Below are 21,895 nucleotides of genomic sequence, written 5' to 3'. Positions count from 1 at the left end.
CGTCAAAAAAAGTTAGACTTGAGCGGAACAGACTCAACCTTGACTGCGTTGCACATCACGACAAGCATTTTTACCCAGCTGCACAACCTAGAAAGGTAGGTGTCGTGGACTCGTTCAATCCGACCACGAAGACCCAGGCGGCACTGACCTCGGCCTTGCAGGCGGCCACCACCGCCGGCAACCCGCAGATCACTCCCGCTCATCTGTTGATGGCGTTGCTGACCCAGAACGACGGCATCGCCGCACCCCTGTTGGAGGCGGTCGGAGTTGATCCCGCGACCATCCGGACCGAGGCCGAACGCCTCGTCGGCCGGCTTCCCAGCGCGTCCGGATCCAGCTCCCAACCGCAGCTGAGCCCGGACGCCATCTCGGCGATCACGACCGCCCAGCACCTGGCCACCGAGATGGACGACGAATACGTCTCGACCGAACACCTGCTGTTCGGGCTGGCCAGCGGCGACTCCGACACCGCCAAGCTGCTCACCGGCGCCGGTGCGTCCCCGCAGGCCCTGCGGGACGCGTTCGTGAAGGTGCGCGGCAGCGCGCGGGTGACCAGCCCGGACCCCGAGGGCACCTATCAGGCGTTGGAGAAGTACTCCACCGACCTGACCGCCCGCGCCCGCGAAGGCAAGCTCGACCCGGTGATCGGCCGGGACAACGAGATCCGTCGCGTCGTGCAGGTGCTGAGCCGGCGGACGAAGAACAATCCGGTGCTCATCGGTGAACCCGGCGTCGGCAAAACCGCCATCGTCGAGGGCCTGGCCCAGCGGATCATCGCCGGTGACGTCCCGGAGAGCCTGCGCGACAAGACCGTCGTCTCCCTCGACCTCGGGTCGATGGTGGCCGGTGCCAAGTACCGCGGTGAGTTCGAGGAACGCCTCAAGGCCGTCCTCGACGACATCAAGAACTCGGCCGGGCAGGTCATCACGTTCATCGACGAGTTGCACACCATCGTCGGCGCCGGGGCCACCGGCGAATCGGCGATGGACGCCGGCAACATGATCAAGCCCATGCTGGCGCGCGGTGAACTGCGCCTGGTCGGCGCGACCACCCTCGACGAGTACCGCAAGTACATCGAGAAGGACGCCGCCCTGGAGCGCCGCTTCCAGCAGGTGCTCGTCGGCGAGCCGTCTGTCGAGGACACCGTTGGCATCCTGCGCGGCCTCAAGGACCGCTACGAGGTGCACCACGGTGTGCGCATCACCGACTCCGCCCTGGTCGCCGCGGCCACGCTGTCGGACCGCTACATCACCAGCCGCTTCCTGCCGGACAAGGCGATCGACCTGGTCGACGAGGCCGGTTCCCGGCTGCGGATGGAGATCGACTCCCGGCCCGTCGAGATCGACGAGGTCGAGCGGCTGGTCCGCCGCCTCGAGATCGAGGAGATGGCGCTGGCCAAGGAGGAGGACGACGCCTCGAAGGATCGGCTGGAGAAGTTGCGGGCCGAACTGGCCGACAAGAAGGAACAGCTTTCCGAGCTGACCACCAGGTGGCAGAACGAGAAGGGCGCCATCGACGTGGTGCGCGAACTCAAGGAACAGCTTGAGTCGCTGCGTGGCGAGGCCGACCGGGCCGAGCGCGACGGTGACCTGGCCAAGGCCTCCGAGCTGCGTTACGGCCGCATCCCCGAGGTGGAGAAGAAGCTCGACGCCGCGCTGCCTGTCGCCGAGGCCCGCGAGAACGTGATGCTCAAGGAGGAGGTCGGACCCGACGACATCGCCGAGGTGGTGGAGGCCTGGACCGGCATCCCCGCCGGGCGCATGCTCGAAGGCGAGACCGCCAAGCTGCTGCGCATGGAGGAGGAGCTGGGCAAGCGCGTCATCGGGCAGCGCTCCGCGGTGCAGGCCGTCAGTGACGCGGTCCGCCGGGCGCGGGCCGGCGTCGCCGACCCGAACCGGCCGACGGGCTCGTTCATGTTCCTGGGCCCGACCGGTGTCGGTAAGACCGAGCTGGCCAAGGCGTTGGCCGAGTTCCTCTTCGACGACGAACGCGCCATGGTCCGGATCGACATGAGCGAATACGGCGAGAAGCACTCCGTCGCGCGCCTGGTCGGTGCGCCTCCGGGGTACATCGGCTACGACGCCGGCGGTCAGCTGACCGAGGCGGTGCGCAGGCGGCCGTACACGGTGGTGCTGTTCGACGAGATCGAGAAGGCTCACCCGGACGTCTTCGACGTGCTGCTGCAGGTGCTCGACGAGGGCAGGCTGACCGACGGTCAGGGCCGCACGGTCGACTTCCGCAACACCATCCTCATCCTGACGTCCAACCTGGGCGCCGGGGGCACCGAGGAACAGGTGATGGCGGCGGTGCGCTCGGCGTTCAAGCCGGAGTTCATCAACCGTCTCGACGATGTGCTGATGTTCGACGCGCTGAACCCGGCGGAGCTGGTGTCGATCGTCGACATCCAGCTGGCCCAGCTGCAGAAGCGGCTGGCGCAACGTCGGCTCACCCTGGAGGTGTCGCTGCCGGCCAAGCAATGGCTGGCCGAGCGCGGTTTCGACCCGCTCTACGGCGCCCGCCCGCTGCGCCGGCTGGTGCAGCAGGCCATCGGCGACCAATTGGCCAGGATGCTGCTGGCCGGCGACGTGCACGACGGCGACATCGTCCCCGTCAACGTCAACGCGGCCGGTGACGGTCTGGTGCTGGGCTGATCAGTCACATGCAGATTCCCCGCGGCCCACTTTCATGGGCCGCGGGGAATCGCGCTGTAGTGGGAACCGAGTATTCACTGGTGAGAGATTGTGACCACTTCGAGTTCTGGCGAATCCACCTCCAGCAAGTACGCTGAGGGCAATGGTTCCTCTCTGGTTCACGCTGTCCGCTCTCTGCTTCGTGGGAGCGGCTGTGCTGTTGTACGTGGATATCGACCGTCGGCGGGGTCTCGGCCGGCGGCGTAAGTCGTGGGCGAAATCGCACGGTTTCGACTACGAGCACGAATCTGCCGACATCCTGAGCCGCTGGAAGCGCGGCGTGATGTCGACCGTCGGCGAGAGCGCCCATGCCCGCAACGTGGTGCTCGGCCAGATCCGCGGCGAGGCGGTGTTCGTCTTCGACCTCGACGATGTGGCAACCGTGATCGCCCTGCACCGCAAGGTCGGCACCAATGTGGTGGTCGACCTGCGGCTGAAGGACATCAAGGAGCCCCGCGAGAGCGATATCTGGCTGCTCGGCGCCATCGGCCCGCGGATGGTCTACTCGACCAACCTCGACGCCGCCCGCCGTGCCTGCGACCGCCGAATGGTGACGTTCGCCCACACCGCGCCCGATTGCGCCGAGATCATGTGGAACGAGCAGAACTGGACCCTGGTCGCCATGCCGATCACCAGCACCCGCGCCCAGTGGGACGAGGGCCTGCGCACCGTCCGTCAGTTCAACGACCTGCTGCGGGTGTTGCCGCCGGTGCAGCAGCCCGGGCACAACGGCGCCCGCACCGGCCAGCCCGCGCTGGCCCGCCGCAGCGGCTCGCCCAGCCGGCCGCTCATCCCCAGGCCTGCCGAACTGCCCGCCGGCCGCGGCGACCTCCCGCCCGGCCGGGGCGATGTGGGCCGCTACACCCAGCAGCGTCCGCCGGTGCACCAGCCCCGCCAGGCGCCGCACTACCAGCGGTAGATGCAGGTACTGATCACCGGTCCGACCTCCGGTCTCGGTGCGGGATTCGCCCGTCGCTACGCCGCGGACGGTCATGACCTGGTCCTGGTGGCCCGCGATGCGGTCCGGCTGAACACGCTGGCCGCCGAACTTCACGAGCAGCACGGGGTGTCGGTTGAGGTGATCTGCGCCGACCTCGCCGAGCCAGAGGGTCGTGATGCCGTCTGTGGGCGGCTGCGCCAGGGCGTGCAGGTGCTGGTCAACAACGCTGGGTTCGGCACTTCCGGCGAATTCTGGACCGCCGATTATGCGCTGCTGCAAGCCCAGCTCGACGTCAACGTCACCGCGGTCATGGCGCTGACCCACGCCGCGTTGCCCGCCATGCTGGCCGCGGGCACCGGCACCGTCATCAACGTGGCGAGCGTCGCCGGTCTGATGCCCGGCCGCGGCTCCACCTATTCGGCCTCCAAGGCCTGGGTGATCGCCTTCTCCGAGGGCCTGGCCAACGGTCTCGGTGGCACCGGGGTGGGCGTGCACGCGCTGTGCCCCGGCTTCGTGCGCACCGAATTCCACGACCGGGCCGGTATCGACATGGCCGGCACCCCGTCCTGGTTCTGGCTCGAGGTCGACGACGTCGTCGGTGACACCCTGCGCGGGGTCGCCGACGGGTCTGTCGTGATCGTCCCCGGCCTGCAGTACAAGGCGCTGACCACCGGCAGCCGGCTGCTTCCGCGAACCCTGTTGCGCGGCTTGACCAAACGGTTCGGCAAGGGCCGGGAACGGACGTGATGCGCAGGGCGATCGCGGTGCTGGCGGCGGCGGCGGTGCTGTTGGCCGGCTGCTCGGGCGATGATGATCACCGTGGCCCGTACCGTGCCCAGCAGGCCACCCTCGGCGAGGCGCAGTCGCTGCTCGGCTGGAACATCTCGGTGGCCAACCTGCGCTTCGAGGGCAACCAGGTGCTCGTCGATGTGGACGCCGCCGTCGCCGACGAGAAGGCCGAGCACGTCGCCGCCGACAGCCTGCGCTTCGGTCTCTACGGGGCGCTGTCGCATCCACTGGAGGCCGACGCCATCGGCGGGTGCGCCGAGGTCACCGATCTGAACCTGCAACCTGTCACCGCAGCCGATCCCCAACGGCTCAGTGGCACAGTGTGTCTGGGGCCGCTGCGGGACCAGAGCCAGGTCCGCGGCATCTACGTGTACTCACCGCAGGACCGCATCCCGCAGACCACCATCGCCTATGCGGCGGCCTTCCCGGTCGGGCTGGCCCCGACACCGGAGAACGACACCGGACTGGTCATCCGCTCCACCAGCGTGGACGGCTTCGCCGCCGACGGGTCGCAGTTGCGGCCGGAGGCGATCGGCGACCCGAACGCCTTCACCGGCGACGGCTACATGCTGTTGGGTCTGTCGATCGACGGTCTGGCCCAACGCTACCGGGACGACTCCGAGAAGCGCGGCGGACCGTTGATGCTGCTGACCGGACCGACGCTGCCGGGCAAGGGCCTGTCCCACGCCTGCTCGCTGTACGGATCCTCGCTGCTCGTGCTGCCCGACGAGACCCGCGACGCCGTCGCGATCCGGGCCTCGATGTGCACCCAGGGTGAGATCTCCGCCGCGCTGCTGTATCCGACCGTCTCGGTGGTCGGAACGCACGCCGCGCTGTGGACCGTTCCCGATGACTGATCTGCCCGGCCCCACCGAATGGGGTGAGAGCCCCGGTGTCGGCCCGTGGCCCGGTGACCGGCCCGACGACCCGCGGTACGACCCCGAACTCCTGCACTCCGGGGACACCCGCAATGTCGTTGACGCATACCGGTATTGGAACCGGGACGCGATCATCGCCGATATCGACCGACGCCGACACCCGCTGCACGTGGCGATCGAGAACTTCGGCAGCGATGCCAACATCGGCACCGTCGTGCGCACCGCCAACGCGTTCGCCGTCGACACCGTGCACATCGTGGGTCGGCGCCGCTGGAACCGGCGCGGCGCCATGGTCACCGACCGCTATCAGCGGCTGCGCCACCACGACGACACCGCCGCACTGCTGGCGTTCGCCGCCGACGCGGGCCTGACCGTGGTGGCCGTCGACAATGTGCCCGGATCGCGCCCGCTGGAGACCGCGGTGCTGCCGCGGGATTGCCTGCTGGTGTTCGGTCAGGAGGGCCCGGGGATCACCCCGGCCGCCTCGGCCGGCGCGGCGTTCACCGTGTCCATCGCCCAGTTCGGTTCGACGCGCAGCATCAACGCCGGCGTGGCGGCCGGTATCGCGATGCATGCCTGGGTCCGCGCACACGCCGACATATCGAGGGCCTGGTAGGGCAAAATCGAGTCATGGTTGAGGTATGGGCTAATCGCGCCGCCAGCTCGGAGGCCGCCATCACCAAGCGGCACCTCAGACGGTTGTGGGGGCTGCCCGGCACCCAACTCGGCGTGACCGCATGGCCCGCGGCGCGCAAACAGACCCTCTTCGGCACCTGGCACTACTGGTGGCAGGCCCATCTGCTGGACTGCCTCGTCGACGCGCAGCTGCGGGACCCGCAGCCGCAGCGGCTCACCCGCATCAGGCGGCAGATCCGCGGCCACCATCTGCGCAACAACCTGCGCTGGACCAACAACTACTACGACGACATGGCCTGGCTGGCGCTCGCCCTGGAACGGTCGCAGCGGCTGGTCGATATCGGTAGACCCAAGGCGCTGCACACCTTTGCCGAGCAGTTCCTCAACTCGTGGGTGCCCGAGGACGGCGGCGGAATCCCTTGGCGCAAACAGGATCAATTCTTCAACGCCCCGGCCAACGGCCCGGCCGGGATCTTCCTGGCGCGGTATGACCGGTTGCGCCGCGCCCAGCAGATGGCGGACTGGATCGACGACACCCTGATCGACCCGGAGACCAAGCTGGTCTTCGACGGCATCAAGGCCGGGTCCCTGGTGCGCGCCCAATACACCTATTGCCAGGGGGTGGTGCTCGGCCTCGAGGTCGAACTCGCCCGACGCACCGAGGACCCCGAGCATGCCCAGCGGGTGCACCGGCTCGTCGCCGCCGTCGCCGAACACATGACGACCGACGGCGTGATCCGCGGTGCCGGAGGCGGCGACGGCGGCCTGTTCAACGCGATCACCGCCCGCTACCTGGCGCTGGTGGCCACCGACCTGCCCGGCACCACGCCCGCCGACGAGCAGGCCCGCGCGACCGCGCGCACGATCGTGCTGAAGTCCGCGCAGTCGGCCTGGGATTTCCGCCAGACCGTCGACGGGCTGCCGCTGTTCGGACCGTCATGGGACCGCAACGCCGAGGTGCCCACCGCGGGCGGCCGGCAGGCCGAATCGGTCGACGGTGCCGTCAACGCATCGACGATCCCGGAGCGGGATCTGTCCGTGCAGCTTTCCGGCTGGATGCTGATGGAGACCGCGCACACCCTGGATGCCGGAACCGCGTGATCCGCCGCAACCCGACCGCCGCCCGCAGCGGCGAGAACACCGCTGCCGGTCTGCTGCTGCTGTTCACCCTGATCGCCATCCTGTGGTCGAATTCGCCGTGGGCACAGAGCTATACGGACTTCTGGGACACCCACGTCGGGTTGACCTTCGGCAGCATGCACGCCGACATGTCCGTCAAGCACCTCGTCAACGACGCGTTGATGACCTTCTTCTTCTTCCTCGTCGGCCTGGAGGTCAAGAGCCAGTTCGTCATCGGCGAGCTCACCGACCGGTCCCGGGCCGCGGTCCCGGTGCTCGCCGCGCTGGCCGGCCTGATCATGCCGGCGCTGGTGTTCTTCCTTTTCAACCCGAGCGGTGAGGAGGCCCGCGCCTGGGGTGTGGTGATCTCCACCGACACCGCCTTCCTGGTCGGCGCGCTGGCCATCATCGGGCCCAAACACCCGTCCCGGCTGCGGACCTTCCTGCTGACCCTGGCCGTCGTCGACGATGTCGGCGCGCTGCTGGCCATCGCGCTGTTCTACTCCGAGCAGGTCCAGGTGTGGCCGTTGCTGGTCTCGGTGCTGCTGATCGCGCTGCTGGCGGCGGTCCGGCTGCTGCCCGCCGCGCGCGGGCCGGCCTACCTGATCCTGGGCGTCGCGCTGTGGCTGGCCCTGCTGCAGGGCGGCGTGCACCCGACGCTGGCCGGTGTCGCGGTGGCGCTGCTCATCCCGGTGTTCACCCCGGAACGCGACCGGGTGGAGGAGGCCGTCGAGATGATCGGCGCGTTCCGGCAGTCGCCCAACTCGGAATACGCCCGCGAGGCGGCGCGCCGACTGCGCGACTCCATCTCCATCAACGAACGGCTGCAGACGGCGTTCACCCCGTACGTCTCCTACCTGATCCTGCCGGTGTTCGCGCTGGCCAACGCCGGCGTGCAGTTCGACATGGAGACCATCCGGCTGGCGGTGGGCTCCCCACTGACCTGGGGCATCATCGCCGGTCTGGTGGTCGGCAAGTTCGTCGGCATCACCGCGGCGACAGCGATCGTGCGGGCCACCGGGATCGGTCAGCTGGCGCCGGGCCTGACGCTGCGGCGGGTGGCCGGCGGCGCGGCGCTGTCCGGTATCGGCTTCACCATCTCGCTGTTCATCGTCGACATCGCCATCACCGATCCGGTGAGCCAGGACCTGGCCCGCGTCGGTGTGCTGGTGGCCTCGGTGGTGGCGTTCGCGCTGGGCTGGCTGCTGTTCACCATCACCGACCGGATCAGCCCGCCGGTCGCCGTCGGCGCCACCCTGCTGCGTGCCGTCGACACCGAGCGCGACCACATCGCCGGAAACCCGGATGCGCCGCTGACCCTGGTCGAGTACGCCGACTTCGAATGCCCGTTCTGCAGCCGGGCGACCGGCTCCATCGATGAGGTGCGCGCCCACTTCGGGGACCGACTGCGCTATGTGTGGCGACATCTGCCGCTGGAGCGGGTGCACCCGCATGCGGTGGATGCCGCCCGCGCCAGCGAGGCCGCCGCGCTGCAGGGCCGGTTCTTCGAAATGGGCGCGCGCATGTTCGAGATGCAGGACCACCTGGAATGGCAGCACATCTACCGCTACGCCGACGGGGTCGGCTGCGATATCCGCCGGTTCGACGAGGACGTGCAGTCGGCCAAGGTGATGCACCGGGTGACCGATGACATCGAGGACGCCGAGCTGATGGACCTGAGCGGCACGCCCACGTTCTTCGTCAACGGTGTCCGGCACACCGGTCCGTACGACGCCGCCAGCCTGATCCGGGCGCTGGAGGCCTAACCCCTGCGGCTACGCACCATCCCGAACGCGACGAGCGCCGCGGCCAGCACCGTCAACGTCAGCCCCGCGACCGTCACCGCCTCCCGGAACTGGACAGTCTGAGCCGCAGTCCAATTCGCGGTCGCGACGGAACCGGTGAACAACGCCGCCACGATGGTGCCGCCGACGGCCACCCCGATGCCGGACGTCACCTCCGAGGCGGTGTCGGTGAGCGCGGTGCCGATGGAGGTCCGGTCCTGCGGCAGCCCGCGCAGCACGTTGAGCGCGGCCACCACGCCGACCACCCGCAATGCCCGCGGCCACCAGCACCAGGGACAGCGCGACCCACGGATAGCCGAACCGGGCGAGCAGCCCGTACACGGCCAGGCCGGCGACCACGGCACACGCGCTGATCCAGGCGGCGCGTTGCGGGCCGACCCACGCCACGAACGGTTTGACGAACGCGCTGCCGGCGATCAGCACCGCGACCTGGGGCAGCATGCCGAGCGCGGCCAGCGCCGGCGGCCATCCCCAGTCCAGCTGCAATTGCAGGGTCACCAGGTAACCGAGGCCGGCGACCGCCAGCCCGGCCGCCGCCTTGAACGCCAGGCCGCTGGAAACCAGCGGGCGCGCAACGAGTTCCAGCGAGATCAGCGGATGGCGTGCCGCGCGCTCGCGCAGCACGAACAGGCCCGTCGCGACGGCGGCGGCGGCGGCCGTCACCCACGGCAACCAGGAACCGGTACCCCGGTCGACGAACAGGGTGGGCGCCACCAGTGCCAGCACGATCGCCGCCGTCCCCAGCGCGGCGCCGGGGAGGTCGAGCGGGTCGCGGTGCAGATCGGTCGAGCGGTCGGCGGCCACGCCGCGGGTGATGCCGATGATCGCCAGCACGGCGATCGGGACGTTCACCAGCAGCAGCACCTGCCACGGCGCGATCTGTACGACCAGGCCGCCGACGGTCGGTCCGACGGCCAGCCCGACGAGGCCGACGGTGGAGATGAGGGTGATTGCCCGCAGGCGCAGCGTGTCCTCGTCGAACAACCGGAACGCCAGCGCCATCGCACCGGGGGTGGTCATGGCGGCGGCGATGCCGGTGAGCACCCGCACGGCGATGAGTTCTCCGGCGGTGTCGACGAACGCGGTGGCCAGGCTGGCCGCGGCGAGCAGGGTGAGGCCGATGATCATCAGCCGGCGGCGGCCGAACCGGTCGGCGACGGCGCCGAAGACCAGCATCAGCCCGCCGAACACGACGGCGTACGCACCGATCACCCACTGCAGTGCGGTCGTCGAGGCGTGCAGGTCGCGGCCGATGGTGGGCAGCGCGATGTTGAGGACGGAGTTGTCGAGCATCTCGAACAGGAACACCGCCGAGAGTCCGGTCAGCGCCACCCAGGCCTGGGTGAGCGACCGGGGGGAGACAATGCTGGAAGCAACGGTCATATGCACTAAGTTAAGTGACTAAGCTTAGTGAGTCAACAGATGGGAAATCATGCCGAGAACATCGGAGCGCGGTGGTCCGCTGACACGCCGAAAGATCTCCGACGTCGCCACCACGCTCTTCCTGGACCGCGGCTTCGACACCGTCACGGTGGCCGAGGTGGCGCGGCAGGCCGGGGTGTCCAGCGTGACCGTCTTCAAGCACTTCCCACGCAAGGAGGATCTGCTCTTCGACCGGGTGGACGATGCCGTCGCCATCCTGCGCGCGGCGGTGCGCGAGCGCCCCACCGGCGTCGAGGTGTTGGAGTCGCTGCGCGATACCGCCTTCGCCCTCCTCGACGACCGGCACGCCCTGTCCGGCGTCAAGGAGGGGTCCATCCCGTTCTATCGGACGGTGGCGGCCTCACCCGCGTTGATCGCGCGGGCCCGGGAGATCGCCGCCGAACTCGAGCAGACCCTCGCCGCCGAACTCGACGGTGACGCCGGCTTCGACGGAGACCCGACGCTGTTCGCCGCATTGTTCATCGCCGGTTACGCGACGGTGCTGACCGGCACCGCCCGCCGCGTCGTCGCCGCGGAATCGCCGGATCCGGTCGTCGCCGACCACCGGGTGCGGCTGACGGCCCTCTTCGATGCCCTACGGAACGGGCTCTAGCCCTGCTCGGCCAGTGGGCCCTCGCCGGCGTCCTTGACGGCCTTGCGGCGTTTGTACCATTCGATCGCGATGGGCAGCACCGACAGGATGACGATGCCGATGACGATCGGCTCGAGCAGCTTCTGGATGATCTCGAAGCGGCCCAGCCAGTAGCCCAGCAGCGTCAGGCCGCAGCCCCAGACGATGGCGCCGACGGCGTTGTACAGCGTGAACACCGCGTAGTTCATCTTCGCCGCGCCCGCCGTGATGGGTGCCAGGGTGCGCACGATCGGCACGAACCGGGCGATGACGATCGCGAACGGGCCGCGCTGCTCGAAGAACACGTGCGCCTCGTCGAGGTACTTCTGCTTCAGGAACCGCGCGTTCGGCTTGAACATCGCCGTGCCGACGTTGCGGCCGATCCAGTACCCCACCTGCGCGCCCAGGATCGCGGCGATCGGGATGAAGACCAGCAGTTGCCACAACTGGAAGTTGACATCGGCGACATTGCCCTCGGCCGAGGCGGTCTGGATGCCGGCGGCCAGCATGCCCGCGACGAACAGCAGTGAATCGCCGGGCAGGACGGGAAACAGCACCCCGGACTCGACGAAGACGACCACGAGCAGGCCGACCAGCGCCCAGCCGCCGAAATAGCTGAGCAGGTTGATCGGATCCATGAAATCCGGCATGAGCGCCAGGTTGGTGGTCATGGGGCTTGAAGATACCGCCTCGACCTCAGGGACAGGCCACAGCGATCCGGTAGCCGGAGTCCACGATGCGTGCCGGGTCCGCGGAGTCGGTCGCGCTACCGACGCCGGTGACGATCAGGGTGGCGCCGTTGCGCAGGGCGGTCGGGGCGCGCCCGGCGGCCCCGAGGGCGGTGACATCGGCGGCATAGGCCAGCGCGACCCCGCCGACATCACCGATGCTCACCGACCGGATCGCGGGCACGTCATCGTCGGTGACGATCAGCGTCACTCCCAGCAGCGGGTCACCGACGCTGATCGTGGTCAGGCCGCCGTCGTCATCGCAGGCCACCGGTCCGGTGGGACCGAGGTCGCCGTTGACGATCACCTGGGCGCGGCCGCGGGGCACCGAGTCGACCTGCATCGGCGGCTCGGGGGAGACCGGCGTCGGGGTGGGCACCGCGGTCGGTGCCAGCGGGGTGGCGCAACCCGCCGCCAGGGTGCACGCGATCGCGGAGACCATCATCGAGACCGGCTTGGCGCGCATTTCACCCAAGGCTAATACGTGTACCCGGTAGCCGCCCTGCCGCTGCCGCGGGGTTCTTGAGATACTGCCGGGGAAAGCGCACGCGACCCAGGAGGAAGTCCATGCCCATCGCCACGCCCGAGGTCTACGCCGAGATGCTCGGCCGTGCCAAGGAGCACTCGTTCGCCTTCCCGGCGATCAACTGCACCTCCTCGGAGACCATCAACGCCGCGATCAAGGGATTCGCCGACGCCGGCAGTGACGGCATCATCCAGTTCTCCACCGGCGGTGCGGAATTCGGTTCCGGCCTCGGCGTGAAGGACATGGTGGTCGGCGCGACCGCACTGGCCGAGTTCGCGCACGTCGTCGCCGCCAAGTACGACGTCACCGTCGCGCTGCACACCGACCACTGCCCCAAGGACAAGCTGGACGGCTTCGTGCGCCCGCTGCTGGCCATCTCGGCCGAGCGCGTGAAGAACGGCCAGAACCCGCTGTTCCAGTCGCACATGTGGGACGGCTCGGCCGTGCCGATCGACGAGAACCTGGAGATCGCCAAGGAGCTGCTGAAGCTGTCGGCCGAGGCCAAGATCATCCTGGAGATCGAGATCGGTGTCGTCGGCGGTGAAGAGGACGGCGTCGAGAACGCCATCAACGACAAGCTCTACACCTCTTCCGAGGACTTCGAGAAGACCATCGACGCCCTGGGCACCGGCGAGCACGGCAAGTACCTGCTGGCCGCCACCTTCGGCAATGTGCACGGCGTCTACAAGCCGGGCAACGTGAAACTGCGCCCCGAGGTGTTGGCCGAGGGCCAAAAGGTGGCCGCGGCCAAGCTGGGCCTGTCCGGCGACGCCAAGCCGTTCGACTTCGTCTTCCACGGTGGCTCGGGCTCGCTGAAGTCCGAGATCGAGGACTCGCTGCGCTACGGCGTGGTGAAGATGAACGTCGACACCGACACCCAGTACGCGTTCAGCCGGCCGATCGCCGGACACTTCTTCACCAACTACGACGGTGTGCTGAAGATCGACGGCGAGGTCGGCAACAAGAAGGTCTACGACCCGCGCAGCTACCTGAAGAAGGCCGAGGCCGGGATGACCGAGCGCGTCATCGAGGCCTGCAACGACCTGCACAGCGCGGGCCGGTCGGTTTCCGCCGGCTGACGTCGGCACACAACCTCGGCGCGGTGTCGTACGTTCTCGTACGACCCCGCGCCGTTGTCGGTTGCGGGTCAGATTGCCTGCTGGGTGGGCAGGATCGTGAGCTCGGTCAGATTGACATGCCTGGGCAGCGACGCGACGAACGCCACCGTCTCGGCGATATCGGACGGGCTCAGCACATCGATCTGGTCGATCAGATCGGCCATCAGCCTGCTCGCGTCCGGATCGGTGACATGGTCGGGCAACTCGGTGTCCACCATCCCGGGTTCGATCGTGGACACCCGCACCATCTTGCGGCCCAGTTCCACCCGCAGCAGCCGGGTGAGTTGGCTCAGATAGGCCTTGGTCGCCGAATACACCGAGAACTTCTCCAACACGCGTGTCGCCGCGATGGACGATGTGGTGATCAGATCCGCCGGCCTGCCCGCGGCGGCTCGGTCGACGAGATGCGGGACGAACGCGCCGATCGTGTTCATGACTCCGGTGATGTTCAGATCGATCTGGGTCTGCCAGTCATCGACCCGTAGTTCATCGATCGGCGAGATCAATTGGACACCCGCGTTGGCGAATACCAGGTCCGGTGACCCGATCTCGTCGGCGATGTGCTGTGCGGCCGCGATGACGGCGTCGCGTTCGGTCACGTCGACAGGCACCGCAAGCGCGGTGCCATCGGCCGCCTCGATTCGCCTGACCAGGGCATCGAGGCGGTCTGCCCGGCGTGCGATCACGGCGACTGTGGCGCCCAGCTCGGCCAACCTGGCCGCGGTGGCTTCGCCGATGCCACTGGAGGCACCGGTCACGACCGCGATGCGGCCGGTCAATGGCATCGATGTGATGACGTTCGACATCAGGGTGTTCCTTTCGTGTGGACGTGCACTCCACACAACCGGTGAGGCGGCGCCGCAGACGCCACGGAACCGGCCCATTCGATCCAGGGATCAACTGGGCCACCCTCGGACATGACGGCCCACGCAACTCGCGCGAAACTTGACGGGTGAACAGCAACCGGTCGGAGCTGGCCGACTTCTTGAGCACCCGCAGGGCGCGGCTGTCCCCGGCGGCTGTCGGGCTGACGGGACAGTCGGCGCGCCGACGGGTGCCGGGACTGCGCCGCGAGGAGCTCGCCCAGTTGGCCGGTGTGAGTGTCGATTACTACACGCGGCTCGAACAGGGCCGCAGCCGTAGCGCCTCGGTCGACGTGCTGGACGCGCTGGCGACCGCGCTGCAGCTCGACGATGTCGAGCGCGACCATCTCCACCAGCTCGGCCGGCCACAACCTGCAAAGCGGCACAAACGTCTCCGTCCGCAACGGGTCGGTCAGGAGACGCTGAGTCTGCTGGACCGGCTGGATCTGGTCAGCTCGCCGGCGTTCGTCCTGGGCAGGCGGCTGGATGTGCTGGCCCACAACCGGCTCGCCGGGGCGTTGATCGTGAACTTCCGCCGGCTTCCTGCCGCCGACCGGAATCAGGCGCGCTTCGTCTTCCTCGACCCGCACGCGCGTGAGCTCTACGCCGACTGGGCGCAGGTCGCCATCGACACGGTGGCGATGCTGCGGCACGACGCCGGTCGATATCCCGACGACCCCAGACTGTCGGCCTTGATCGGTGAACTGTCGATCCACTCGCGGGAGTTCCGGACGTGGTGGTCCCGGCACGATGTACAGCGCCGGACCACCGGTTCCAAGCGCTACCATCACCCGGTCGTCGGCGAACTGACGGTCACCTATCAGGCGCTGAACCCGTGCGGTGACGAAGACCAGACCTTGATCGTCTACACCGCAGAGCCGAATTCCGCTTCGGACAATGCCCTACGACTCCTGGCGAACTGGCACGAGCCGGTCGCCCCCGCCCCCTCGTCCGACAAGGAGCCCCACCGTGCACGATGATGTCGAACTGGCCGCGATCGACATAGTCCGCCTCAACACCGAGAGAGTGCAGGGGCAGGGCGATTTCGAGCTGTTCGAGAAGTTGTTCGCCGACGACTTCGTCGACCACACGCCACAGCCCGGCACCAGTGCCGACAAAGACGGCGTCCGGGTGCTGTATCACCGGCTGCGCGATGCGTTCCCGGATTTCCGGCCCGAGATCCACTGGCAGACCGCCGACGGCGACGTCGTGACGACGTTCAAGACCTATCACGGGACACACCAGGGTGACTTTCTCGGCATCCCCGCCACCGGGCGAACCGTGCAGTTCGACACCGTCGATGCGATGCGGGTGCGCGATGGACAGATCGTCGAACACTGGGGCGTGGCCAACCTGTTCTCGGTGCTCGAACAACTGGGCGCCCGCTAGTTCTTCTCATCCGGTCCGAGACCGGCAGCTCACCCGTTCTGGCAGATCTTCCACTGGTCGTCGCGGAACTGCAGATCGAAGCTGCGCGTCGACCGCGTCTGCGGGGCGTAGGCCATGAACGAGGTGACGTTGGCCTCGGCGTGGTCGTCGACCACCACGACCTCGTCGATGCTGGCCACCACCGGGTACTGCTTGGCGGCCGCGACCCGGCGGTGCGTTTCGGTCCACGCCTTGTCGTCGTAGCGGACGTAGCTGTCGCGGGTGGCGCCGCAGGTCAGACCGCGCAGCGCGGCCAGGTCACCGTTCTGGATGGCGACGTCGAAGTTCTCGATGGTCGAGCGCACCTGCTCCTCCTGGGAGGCCGCGCCGTCGTTGCCGCGGGTCAGCAGCACGGTGCCCAAGATGGCCACCGCGGCCACCGCGGCGATCACCAGTACCACCGCGATCACCCAGCCCCAGCTGCGCCGTCGCGTCGCCGCCTTGGGTGCGTCATCGCGCGGTGGGATCACCTGGGGTGCAGCCACTTTGGAGGTGTCGATCATCTCCGTGGGCTCGCCCGCGGCGAAGATCTCGGTGGGTGGCTCGGGCACCGACCGGATGATCTGGGTCGAGCCGTCGAAACCGGACGGCGCGGTGAACCGGCGCTCCGAGGAATCCTCGGCCTCCGCTGCGTCCGTGGGCTCGGTCTTGCCGTCCTCGGGTCCTGTTGGGTTCGACATCCCTACTGCAGTCCTCCCTCGCGAACGCTCTCCGCAAGCCTAATCACTGGCGGCATATCCCCGCACGGCACAATAGGCGCATGACGCGAATGGGCGACCTGCTGGGGCCGGATCCGGTGCTGCTGCCGGGTGACACCGAGGCGGAAGGGGATCTGGCCGCCGGCGAAGATCCCGCCATCGTGGCGGGGGCGCACCCGAGTGCGTCGGTCGCCTGGGCGGCGCTGGCCGAGGCCGCGCTGGCCGAGGACCAGCCCGTCACCGCCTACGCCTACGCGCGCACCGGCTACCACCGCGGCCTCGATCAGCTGCGCCGCAACGGGTGGAAGGGCTTCGGCCCGGTGCCGTATGCGCACGAACCCAACCGCGGCTTCCTGCGCTGCGTGGCCGCGCTGGCCCGGGCAGCGCAGATCATCGGGGAGACCCCGGAGTACGCGCGCTGCCTGGACCTGCTCGACGACTGCGATCCCGGCGCGCGGGCCGCACTCGGGCTGGCCTGACCGCCCGTCCTCAACAGCCGTGGGCCCCGCAGTCGCCGTCGGCGGCCTCCACCTGGACGGTGGCGTGTTCCAGGCCGCGTGCGGCCAGCACCGCCTGCGCGTCGACCAGCACCCGGGCGGTGTCCGAACTGCTCGTCAGATGCGCGGTGGCCATGTCCCTGCCGGGCACCAGCGTCCACACGTGCAGATCGTGCACGCCGGTGACACCGTCGACCTTCTCCAGCGCGGTCCGCAGTTCGTCGACGTCGATGTGCCGCGGTGAGGACTCGCTGAGGATCCGCAGCGCGGCGCGGGCCAGGGCGAAGGCGCGTGGCAGCACCCACAGCGCGACCAGGACGGCGACGACGACGTCGGCGTACGGCCAACCGGTGGTGACGGTGACGATGCCGGCGATCAGCACGCCGATGCTGCCGACCGTGTCGGCGACGACCTCCATGTAGGCGCCCTTGACCGCCAGGCTGTGCTCGGAATCCGAGCGCAGCAGCAGCACCACGACGGCGTTGGCCAGCAGGCCGGCCAGCGCGACGACGATCAGCGGGACGCCGGGGACATCGGGAGCCGCGCCCAGTCGTTCGATGGCCTCGTAGAGGATGAAGCCGGCAACACCGAGCAGCAGTGCGGCGTTGGCGACGGCGGTGAAGACCTCGGCGCGGTGCCAGCCGTAGGTGCGCGCGGGCGAGGTGGAGCCGCGGCGGGCCAGCAGCACCGCCGTCAGGCCCATGAACATGGCGACCAGGTCGGTGAGCATGTGCCCGGCATCGGCGAGCAGGGCGATCGAGTTGATGCTCAGCGCGGTGACGAGCTCGACCACGAAGAACGTGGCCAGGATCGCCGCGCCGATCATCATGCGTCCGACGCGCGTGTCACCGCCGGAGTGGCTGTGGTCGTATCCGGCTCCCATAACGGCGAATATATGCGGAAGTATGCATATGTCGCAAGGGGGTCACAGCCAGGCGGACCAGAACCGGGTCAGGCCGCCGCCCAGCATCGACAACTGGCTGGGCACGCCGGACAGCTCGACGAACCAGAACACCGCACCGAAGAACAACTGGTTGAGCTGCGGCACCAGCAGCACGACCAGCAGGATGATGAAGCCCCACTGTTTGACCGGGTTCAGGGCGCGCTGCGTCTCCGGCTTCAGGTGCGGTTCCAGTGCGTTGTACCCGTCGAGACCCGGGATCGGCAGCAGGTTCAGCAGGACCGCGGTCACCTGCAGGAAGCCCAGGAAGGCCACGCCGGCCCAGAACACCGCGTGGGCGGGGTCGTAGAACAGCCGCGTCGCGGCCAGCAGCGCGACGGCCAACACCAGGTTGGCCAGCGGGCCGGCCAGGCTGACCTGGGTGCGTTGCCGTGCGGTCATCCACGAGGTGTGCAGGTAGACCGCACCGCCCGGCAGCCCGATCCCGCCGATGGCGATGAACAGCATCGGAAGGCCGAGCGACAGCAGGGGATTGGCGTACTTCAGGGGGTTGAGCGTCAGGTACCCGCGGACCTCGACGTTGTGGTCGCCGAAGCGCCACGCGGTATAGGCATGGCCGAACTCGTGCAGGCAGAGCGACACCAGCCAGCCCGCGATCACCAGGACGAACACCGACGCGTAGGACAGCGGCTCGACCCGGTCAGCACAGAACCAGGCGCCGACCCCGCCGGCGATGGTGAGCGCGACGATCGCCAGGAAGATCGGGCTGGGGCGCACCGACTGACGCAGCGGTCTGATGTTCACGTCCCGACGCTACCTATTGCGCGGGTTTGTCACCGGACGGCCAGCCAGCCCTGCGTGTGGCGATAGAACGTCGACCTCTTCACCGGCCGCGTCCCCAGTTCCCCGTCGCGCATGACGAGTGCGCCCGGAGTGCCGAGCTGGGCTGCCCGGCCGGTCACCCAGCGACCGGGCCGCATGTGCCGGGTCAGCACGGTCGCGCGCAGACCCGGTTGGTCAGGGATCGGTTCGACGCGCACCGCGGTCACCTCGCCGTCGAACAGCACGGTGTCGTCGACCACGGCCTCGCCGGTCAATGCGGAGTTCTCACCGACCCACACCGCGGCACCGACGATCACCGACCCGGTCTCGTCCCGGATCAGCGGGACACGGGTCGCGCTGCCGGACAACGCTCGGCGGGCCGTCCAGGGCCGGCGCACCTGCGCGACCTCGATGTCCAAGCGGTCCGCTCGCAGCAGCTGCTTGAGGACGGCGGCCAGATCCTTGTCCGCGCCCACCACGACGAGACGCCGGAAATCGGTGGCCTGATCGACCGAAATGCTGGGCAAACCGCGGAGCGCACGGGGTGTGCGCCGCCCGCCGAACAGCAGAACGCCCACGTCATTTGTGGCCAACGCAACTCCTAGGGCTCCGCTCGGATAGGGTGGGTCACCGGCTGCATCACTTTAAGCGGGAGAAATGCCATGCCGGCAATCGTGCTCATCGGCGCTCAGTGGGGTGACGAGGGCAAAGGAAAAGCCACCGACCTACTCGGTGGACGTGTGCAATGGGTAGTTCGCTACCAGGGCGGTAACAACGCGGGTCACACCGTGGTGTTGCCGACCGGGGAGAACTTCGCGTTGCACCTCATCCCCTCGGGCATCCTCACCCCGGGTGTCACCAACGTCATCGGCAACGGTGTCGTGGTCGACCCGGGTGTGCTGCTCAAGGAGCTCTCGGGTCTGGAGGAGCGCGGGGTCGACACGTCGGGCCTGCTCATCTCCGCCGACGCGCACCTGCTCATGCCGTACCACGTCGCCATCGACAAGGTCACCGAGCGGTACATGGGCAGCAAGAAGATCGGCACGACCGGTCGCGGTATCGGGCCCTGCTATCAGGACAAGATCGCGCGCATCGGCATCCGGGTCGCCGATGTGCTCGACGAAGAACTGCTGGCCGCCAAGATCGAGGCCGCCCTGGACTTCAAGAACCAGGTGCTGGTCAAGATCTACAACCGCAAGGCACTCGAGCCGGCCGAGGTCGTCGAGAACCTGCTGGCCCAGGCCGAGGGGTTCAAGCACCGCATCGCCGATGCCCGGCTGCTGCTGAACCAGGCCCTCGAGGACGGCGAGACCGTGCTGCTGGAGGGATCGCAGGGCACCCTGCTCGACGTCGACCACGGGACCTATCCGTTCGTGACATCGTCCAACCCGACCGCCGGTGGCGCGTCGGTGGGCTCGGGTATCGGGCCGACGCGGATCACGACGGTGCTGGGCATCTTGAAGGCCTACACCACCCGGGTGGGGTCGGGCCCGTTCCCGACCGAATTGTTCGACGAGCACGGCGCGTATCTGGCCAAGACCGGTGGCGAGGTCGGCGTGACGACCGGACGCGCGCGTCGCTGCGGTTGGTTCGACGCCGTGATCGCCCGGTATGCGACCCGCGTCAACGGCATCACCGATTACTTCCTGACCAAGCTCGACGTGCTGTCCAGCCTGGAGACGGTGCCGGTGTGCGTCGGTTACACCGTGGACGGCAAGCGCACCGACGAGATGCCGATGACGCAGGCCGATATCCACAAGGCCGAGCCGATCTACGAGGAACTGCCGGGCTGGTGGGAGGACATCTCCGCCGCGCGTGAATTCGACGATCTGCCCAAGAACGCGCGTGATTATGTGTTGCGGCTCGAAGAGCTTGCCGGAGCCCAGGTTTCGTGCATCGGCGTCGGGCCGGGTCGGGAACAGACCATCGTGCGCCGGGACATCCTGGCGTGACCGATTTCGGGCTTGATCCGCGGCGCGCGGATCCCGAGTACGACCGGCACGGTGGGTTTCCGGTGTTCGAGGCGGCCGATCCCGGACCCGGGTTCGAACGCTTCCTGACCGCGATGCGCCGGGCCCAGGACCTGGCCGTATCGGCGAATCCCGACAGCGAGACCTGGGGTGCCGCAGCCGATCTGACCGAGCAGCTGGTGGCGCTGCTGGAACCGTCGGTGGCCGGCGAAGGAGTCGGCCCGGCCAACCGGGTGCCGTCGCTGCCCGGTGCGGGCAGTCTGCTGATGCCGCCATGGCATGTCACCAAGTTCGAGGCCGATGGTGTCGAGCTGACGGTGCAGTTCAGCCGCTTTCACGTGGGTGGCAATCATGCCGTGCACGGCGGTGTGCTGCCGCTGCTGTTCGACTCGGTGTTCGGCATGGTGATCCACGCGACGGGCCGGCCGATCAGTCGCACGGCATTCCTGCATGTCGACTATCGGCGCGTGACGCCCATCGACACCCCGTTGACGGTGCGCGGTTGGTTGCGCGACGCCGAGGGGCGGAAGGCTTTCGTTAACGCCGAACTGCTCGATGGCGAGGGCAACGTGCTGGCCGAGAGCAACGGACTGATGATCAGATTGCTGCCCGGCCAGCCGTGATCGTGTGACCATGGCTGCGTGACGTCCCGCCTCACCACGCCCCACGCCGCCGCGGTGGCCGGCGTGCTGTTCGCGCTGCTGTTCGGGACGGCGCTGGTGCTGATCCGGCTGGCATTGCCCGAGGGCGCCGAGTCGGGTGCGCAGTGGATCGACGGCGCCAGCGGTCATATGCGGGTGTCTGCGACCCTGATGCCGTTCGCGGGTATCGCATTCCTCTGGTTTATCGCAGTGGTGCGAGACGGATTCGGAGCATACGAAGACAAGTTCTTCTCGACGGTGTTCATCGGCAGTGGATTGTTGTTCCTGGCCATGATGTTCCTGGCGGCCGGTGTCGGAGCCGGGTTGGAACGCAGTGGCGCAGCGATGGATCCGGACGTCGCGGCCTTCGGCCAGATGGTGCTGTTGACGGTGTCCAAGACGTATGCCCTCCGGATGGCGGCGGTGTTCATGATGTCGCTGGCGACCATCTGGCTCAAGACCAAGCTGATGCCGCGCTGGCTGGTGATCGTGACCTACGTTGCGGCGGTGGGGCTTCTGATCGCCAGTGACCTGAGCATGTGGCTGACGCTGGCCTTCCCGATCTGGGTGCTGGTGGTCAGCGTGCTGCTACTGGTCCGGGCCGGAGTGATCGACCTGCACTCTTAAAAGGGCGGGTCGCCGTCGAGGGCGATCTCCAGTGCGTTGCGGACGCGTTCGGCGTTGATGCGATATTCGCGGTCCTGTTGTCGGGTGCGTTGTCGGGTGGGCAGGGTGGGCTCGCGGTTGTCGTGGTCGAGGAGGCTGATGTGCCTGGTTCTCGGGATCTCGGTGG

The 21,895-nt window shown here is 68.3% G+C and carries 23 protein-coding genes; 15 read left to right on the top strand and 8 right to left on the bottom strand.

Features of this window, described 5'->3' with window-relative positions; translation table 11 throughout:
- Nucleotides 1–104: 104 nt before the first annotated feature.
- The 7 genes from clpB (at nt 105) to nhaA (ending at nt 8,818) form a co-directional block, all read left to right on the top strand.
- Complete coding sequence (clpB, locus tag BST17_RS27175; protein ID WP_083062125.1) at nt 105–2,651, top strand: ATP-dependent chaperone ClpB; 2,547 nt, start codon at nt 105–107, stop codon at nt 2,649–2,651.
- A 142-nt stretch (nt 2,652–2,793) separates the two neighbouring features.
- The gene (ttfA, locus tag BST17_RS27170; RefSeq protein ID WP_083062124.1) at nt 2,794–3,609 is read left to right on the top strand and encodes a trehalose monomycolate transport factor TtfA; all 816 of its coding nucleotides are present in this window, start codon (nt 2,794–2,796) and stop codon (nt 3,607–3,609) included.
- Nucleotides 3,610–4,377, top strand: a complete 768-nt coding sequence (locus BST17_RS27165; protein ID WP_083062123.1) for an SDR family NAD(P)-dependent oxidoreductase — start codon at nt 3,610–3,612, stop codon at nt 4,375–4,377.
- On the top strand, nt 4,377–5,276 hold the full coding sequence (locus BST17_RS27160; protein WP_083062122.1) for a hypothetical protein: 900 nt from the start codon (nt 4,377–4,379) through the stop codon (nt 5,274–5,276). Before BST17_RS27165 ends, BST17_RS27160 begins: the two co-directional genes overlap by 1 nt.
- Nucleotides 5,269–5,913: a TrmH family RNA methyltransferase gene (locus tag BST17_RS27155; protein WP_083062121.1), complete on the top strand. Its 645-nt coding sequence runs from the start codon at nt 5,269–5,271 to the stop codon at nt 5,911–5,913. The genes BST17_RS27160 and BST17_RS27155 overlap by 8 nt, the downstream gene beginning before the upstream one ends.
- Before the next feature lie 14 nt (nt 5,914–5,927).
- Nucleotides 5,928–7,034, top strand: coding sequence for a glycoside hydrolase family 76 protein (locus tag BST17_RS27150; protein WP_083062120.1), 1,107 nt, complete (start codon nt 5,928–5,930; stop codon nt 7,032–7,034).
- Entirely contained in the window at nt 7,031–8,818 is a 1,788-nt protein-coding gene (nhaA, locus tag BST17_RS27145; protein WP_109750329.1) for a Na+/H+ antiporter NhaA, read from the top strand. The genes BST17_RS27150 and nhaA overlap by 4 nt, the downstream gene beginning before the upstream one ends.
- A 9-nt stretch (nt 8,819–8,827) precedes the next feature.
- Here nhaA and BST17_RS27140 read toward each other — a convergent pair whose 3' ends face one another.
- On the bottom strand, nt 8,828–10,240 hold the full coding sequence (locus BST17_RS27140; RefSeq protein WP_207573724.1) for an MFS transporter: 1,413 nt from the start codon (nt 10,238–10,240) through the stop codon (nt 8,828–8,830).
- 49 nt (nt 10,241–10,289) lie between these two features.
- On the opposite strand from BST17_RS27140, the gene BST17_RS27135 reads away from it, so the two are divergent.
- Nucleotides 10,290–10,892 (top strand): TetR/AcrR family transcriptional regulator, encoded by a 603-nt coding sequence (locus BST17_RS27135; protein WP_083062119.1) that lies wholly within the window; start codon nt 10,290–10,292, stop codon nt 10,890–10,892.
- On the opposite strand, the gene BST17_RS27130 is transcribed toward BST17_RS27135, so the two are convergent.
- Nucleotides 10,889–11,581 carry a DedA family protein gene (locus BST17_RS27130; RefSeq protein ID WP_083062118.1) on the bottom strand — a complete coding sequence of 231 codons (693 nt, stop codon included), beginning with the start codon at nt 11,579–11,581 and terminating at the stop codon, nt 10,889–10,891. The genes BST17_RS27135 and BST17_RS27130 overlap by 4 nt on opposite strands.
- Before the next feature lie 25 nt (nt 11,582–11,606).
- Nucleotides 11,607–12,104, bottom strand: coding sequence for a lipoprotein LpqH (locus BST17_RS27125; protein ID WP_083062117.1), 498 nt, complete (start codon nt 12,102–12,104; stop codon nt 11,607–11,609).
- Nucleotides 12,105–12,205: 101 nt separating this feature from the next.
- Here BST17_RS27125 and fbaA point away from each other — a divergent pair, with 101 nt between their 5' ends.
- Nucleotides 12,206–13,243 (top strand): class II fructose-bisphosphate aldolase, encoded by a 1,038-nt coding sequence (fbaA, locus tag BST17_RS27120; RefSeq protein ID WP_083062116.1) that lies wholly within the window; start codon nt 12,206–12,208, stop codon nt 13,241–13,243.
- Nucleotides 13,244–13,311: 68 nt separating this feature from the next.
- Here the strand turns inward: fbaA and BST17_RS27115 are convergent, their stop codons facing one another.
- Nucleotides 13,312–14,088 carry an SDR family oxidoreductase gene (locus tag BST17_RS27115; RefSeq protein WP_083062115.1) on the bottom strand — a complete coding sequence of 259 codons (777 nt, stop codon included), beginning with the start codon at nt 14,086–14,088 and terminating at the stop codon, nt 13,312–13,314.
- Between the two features lie 146 nt (nt 14,089–14,234).
- Here BST17_RS27115 and BST17_RS27110 point away from each other — a divergent pair, with 146 nt between their 5' ends.
- Both BST17_RS27110 and BST17_RS27105 read left to right on the top strand, forming a co-directional pair.
- Nucleotides 14,235–15,125: a helix-turn-helix transcriptional regulator gene (locus BST17_RS27110; protein ID WP_083062114.1), complete on the top strand. Its 891-nt coding sequence runs from the start codon at nt 14,235–14,237 to the stop codon at nt 15,123–15,125.
- The gene (locus BST17_RS27105; RefSeq protein WP_234807852.1) at nt 15,115–15,534 is read left to right on the top strand and encodes an ester cyclase; all 420 of its coding nucleotides are present in this window, start codon (nt 15,115–15,117) and stop codon (nt 15,532–15,534) included. Before BST17_RS27110 ends, BST17_RS27105 begins: the two co-directional genes overlap by 11 nt.
- 29 nt (nt 15,535–15,563) lie before the next feature.
- Here BST17_RS27105 and BST17_RS27100 read toward each other — a convergent pair whose 3' ends face one another.
- A complete protein-coding gene (locus BST17_RS27100) occupies nt 15,564–16,253 on the bottom strand; it encodes an Rv0361 family membrane protein (RefSeq protein ID WP_083062112.1) in 690 nt (229 codons plus the stop codon).
- An 80-nt stretch (nt 16,254–16,333) separates the two neighbouring features.
- Between BST17_RS27100 and BST17_RS27095 the strand changes: the two genes are divergently transcribed.
- Nucleotides 16,334–16,750 (top strand): DUF3151 domain-containing protein, encoded by a 417-nt coding sequence (locus tag BST17_RS27095; protein WP_083062111.1) that lies wholly within the window; start codon nt 16,334–16,336, stop codon nt 16,748–16,750.
- Nucleotides 16,751–16,760: 10 nt separating this feature from the next.
- Here BST17_RS27095 and BST17_RS27090 read toward each other — a convergent pair whose 3' ends face one another.
- From BST17_RS27090 to BST17_RS27080, 3 genes are read right to left on the bottom strand one after another with little or no spacing between them, the layout of a single operon-like run.
- The gene (locus BST17_RS27090) at nt 16,761–17,651 is read right to left on the bottom strand and encodes a cation diffusion facilitator family transporter (protein WP_083062110.1); all 891 of its coding nucleotides are present in this window, start codon (nt 17,649–17,651) and stop codon (nt 16,761–16,763) included.
- A gap of 42 nt (nt 17,652–17,693) precedes the next feature.
- Complete coding sequence (locus tag BST17_RS27085) at nt 17,694–18,473, bottom strand: site-2 protease family protein (protein ID WP_083062109.1); 780 nt, start codon at nt 18,471–18,473, stop codon at nt 17,694–17,696.
- A 29-nt stretch (nt 18,474–18,502) separates the two neighbouring features.
- Nucleotides 18,503–19,084, bottom strand: coding sequence for a peptidase M50 (locus BST17_RS27080; protein WP_083062108.1), 582 nt, complete (start codon nt 19,082–19,084; stop codon nt 18,503–18,505).
- Nucleotides 19,085–19,153: 69 nt separating this feature from the next.
- Here BST17_RS27080 and BST17_RS27075 point away from each other — a divergent pair, with 69 nt between their 5' ends.
- Genes BST17_RS27075 through BST17_RS27065 form a run of 3 tightly spaced genes read left to right on the top strand, consistent with a single transcriptional unit; the run spans nt 19,154 to nt 21,729 of the window.
- The gene (locus BST17_RS27075; RefSeq protein WP_083062107.1) at nt 19,154–20,443 is read left to right on the top strand and encodes an adenylosuccinate synthase; all 1,290 of its coding nucleotides are present in this window, start codon (nt 19,154–19,156) and stop codon (nt 20,441–20,443) included.
- Complete coding sequence (locus BST17_RS27070) at nt 20,440–21,084, top strand: PaaI family thioesterase (protein ID WP_083062106.1); 645 nt, start codon at nt 20,440–20,442, stop codon at nt 21,082–21,084. Before BST17_RS27075 ends, BST17_RS27070 begins: the two co-directional genes overlap by 4 nt.
- Nucleotides 21,085–21,102: 18 nt before the next feature.
- Complete coding sequence (locus tag BST17_RS27065) at nt 21,103–21,729, top strand: hypothetical protein (protein ID WP_083062105.1); 627 nt, start codon at nt 21,103–21,105, stop codon at nt 21,727–21,729.
- Nucleotides 21,730–21,895: the final 166 nt, after the last annotated feature.

Origin of the sequence: Mycolicibacterium bacteremicum (genome assembly GCF_002086115.1) — a bacterium.
GTDB lineage: Bacteria > Actinomycetota > Actinomycetes > Mycobacteriales > Mycobacteriaceae > Mycobacterium > Mycobacterium bacteremicum.
Note: the sequence above shows the minus strand (reverse complement) of the source record. Positions and strands in the feature narration are given on the sequence as shown.